Genomic DNA, 2681 nt, shown 5'->3' on the forward strand with positions numbered 1-2681 from the left:
CAATGCGCAAAAGCTCGGCTGGCGCGAGATCGCCTGGCCGTTCCCGCGCGACGGCTGGCCGGCGGGCCGCGCCTTCCGCTGCCAGCAGACGTCCTGCGTCCAAGGCAGCGAAATCTATGTTCGCGCCAAGATCGGCTTCTGCAATTGCGACACCGGCGTCGCCGACGATGACGAGGTTGATCGCGTCGCCGATCTCGACCTGATCAGCCCGCGCTTCGCGGCACATGCCCCGGGCGAGGTGGTTCGAGTCGCGGATCTGGCGGGCCGCTCGCGCAGCTACGATCTCGATCTCGCGGACGGGCATCGCAGCGCGGTCGGCTTCGCGCTATCGCATCGCTGCAATCTGATGGTTGCGGTGCTGCAGGGCAAGGCTTTCGACCCGCTGTTGCGAGAGGCCGCGCAACGATTTTTGGTGTCGCCCGACGTGCAGCGCTGGATGATGGCATCGCTGGGGAGCGGGAAGTAGTCAATTCGCGCGCGGTCTTCTTCCTTCTCCCCTTGTGGGAGAAGGTGGCACGAAGCGCCGGATGAGGGGTTCTTTCCGCGGATGGAGACCCCTCACCCGGCCCGCATCCGACGATGCGCGCCACCCTCTCCCACAAGGGGAGAGGGTACAGTCGTGCATGCCGTTCGCGCGAGACTTTCCCTCGCGCATCCATCGTGCATTAATGCCGAAATTATCACGCACATCGAGCCCGCATCATGTCCATGCAAGCCTATCTCGCCTTTGTCGCCGCCTGCATCGCGCTGGCGCTGCTGCCCGGGCCGGTGGTCACGCTCTTGATCGCCAACGGCCTGCGCCACGGCACCCGCGCGGCGCTGATCAACATCGCAGGCGTGCAAACCGGGCTCACGATCGCGATCGGCGTCGTTGCTGTTGGACTGACCTCGCTGATGGCGACGATGGGCTACTGGTTCGAATGGGTGCGGCTCCTCGGTGCCGCCTATCTGGTCTGGCTCGGCATCAAGCTCATTCGTTCGCCTGTCGAGGGCATCGCGGCCGGCGACACGCCGCCGCCTCCGCCGCGCGGCGGTTTCTTCCTGCAGGGTTTTGTCGTCCTGGTATCGAATCCGAAGATCCTGGTGTTCTTCGGCGCTTTCCTGCCGCAGTTCATGGACATGAGCCGCGACCATGTCCCGCAGGTCGCGCTGCTCGGCGCCACCTTCATGGTCATCGCGGGACTGACCGACGGCGCTTACGCGCTGCTTGCGGGGCGTGCGGGAAAACTGTTCTCGGCGAAGCGCACGCGGCTGGTGTCGCGGATCTCCGGCGGCTTCATGATCGGCGGCGGCGTGTGGCTGGCGCTAGTGAGGACGCGGTGAAGCTAATATCGCTATGAACTTTATTTCGGCCTCGTCATTGCGAGGAGCGAAGCGACGAAGCAATCCAGACTTCCTTTTGGCTCTGGATTGCTTCGCTTCGCTCGCAATGACGAGCCACTAAGATCGCAGCTTTGCGGCTTGCCACGCATTCATCTACACGCCGATCGTCCCGCTCACGCAGGTCGTCACGTCGCCGCCGATCCAGATCGTCTCGCCGTCCTGCGCGACGTGGACGCGGCCGGCACGGCCGAGCACCGTGCCCTGAGCGGCCACATATTGGCTCGGAGCAATTCCTGATCCGATCAGCCATTGCGCCAGGCTTGCATTGAGGCTGCCCGTCACCGGGTCCTCGCCGCCGCTCCACATGAAGCCGCGCACCTCGAAATCCGCATCGGTGTCATCCTTCGCCTTGTCGCACGGCGCCACCACGCCGAGTGGCTGGTTGCCCTGGAGCGCGGCGGGATCGAAACGCAGGTTCAACAGTTCGCTGCGTGAGCGCAGCATCACCGCCACCCAGCCGGGACCATTGTCGACCCATTGCGCGCGGACGATCGCATCCGCAGCGATGCCGAGCGCCTGCGCGATGCGCGCCAGCAGATCGGGGGCGACCTCGCCGGAACGGCGCTGCGGGGGAGCTGCGAAAGCGAGCCTTGTCTTTTCTCTCGCGCCGTCGCGTTTGATGCGCACCAGGCCGGCGCCGCATTCCTGCACGATGTGCGCGGCCTTGGGCCGGCCGCCAAGTCCGAGCCAGACATGGCAGGAGCCGAGCGTCGGATGGCCCGCAAAAGGCAGCTCGCGATGCGGCGTGAAGATGCGGACGCGATAGTCGGCGGCGGGATCGCTCGGGCGCAACAGGAACGTCGTCTCCGACAGATTGGTCCAGTTGGCAATCGCCTGCATCGCCGCGTCATCGAAGCCGTCGGCCTCGGCGATCACGGCCAGCGGATTGCCCTTGAATGGCAGGCCTGAGAACACGTCGACCTGCTGAAACGGGACGTTGCGCATGCTGTCTCTCCCCTCAATCGGTCTTCAATCGCGCCAGAAAGGTTTCGCCGCCTCGCGGGCGACCGCCATCGGATCGAGCCCGCAATCGCGCATCTGCGCGAGGTCGAGCGTCTTCAGTTCGCTGCGCCAGAACAGGCGCTGCAGCCAGAGTCGCGGCGCGCGGGGCTGGGACGTGTAACGTCTCACATTGGTCTTGGCTGACAAGCGTGAGGCCAGGGTCGTGCTGATCATGGTCATTGCTCTTCGTCCTCCGTGAAGGAGCGTCAGAGCAATGACTCAGTGCAAAATTGAGAGCAATCAAAACATTGATCTCGGTGCAATATAGGGTGACCGGGAGCTGAAAGCGGGCGATT

General features: G+C 64.6%; 4 protein-coding genes. 2 read left to right on the plus strand and 2 right to left on the minus strand.

Features of this window, described 5'->3' with window-relative positions; translation table 11 throughout:
* Positions 1–466: hypothetical protein (locus tag WA702_RS04715; RefSeq protein WP_425109374.1), on the plus strand; the 466-nt coding region annotated here is incomplete at its 5' end.
* Positions 467–702: 236 nt separating this feature from the next.
* The gene (locus tag WA702_RS04720; protein WP_425109375.1) at positions 703–1323 is read left to right on the plus strand and encodes a LysE family translocator; all 621 of its coding nucleotides are present in this window, start codon (positions 703–705) and stop codon (positions 1321–1323) included.
* A gap of 153 nt (positions 1324–1476) precedes the next feature.
* On the opposite strand, the gene WA702_RS04725 is transcribed toward WA702_RS04720, so the two are convergent.
* Complete coding sequence (locus WA702_RS04725) at positions 1477–2328, minus strand: PhzF family phenazine biosynthesis protein (protein WP_425109376.1); 852 nt, start codon at positions 2326–2328, stop codon at positions 1477–1479.
* A gap of 24 nt (positions 2329–2352) precedes the next feature.
* Positions 2353–2565: a hypothetical protein gene (locus tag WA702_RS04730; protein WP_425109377.1), complete on the minus strand. Its 213-nt coding sequence runs from the start codon at positions 2563–2565 to the stop codon at positions 2353–2355.
* Positions 2566–2681 lie beyond the last annotated feature (116 nt).

Source organism: Bradyrhizobium sp., from assembly GCF_049798375.1.
In the GTDB taxonomy this organism is placed as follows: domain Bacteria; phylum Pseudomonadota; class Alphaproteobacteria; order Rhizobiales; family Xanthobacteraceae; genus Bradyrhizobium.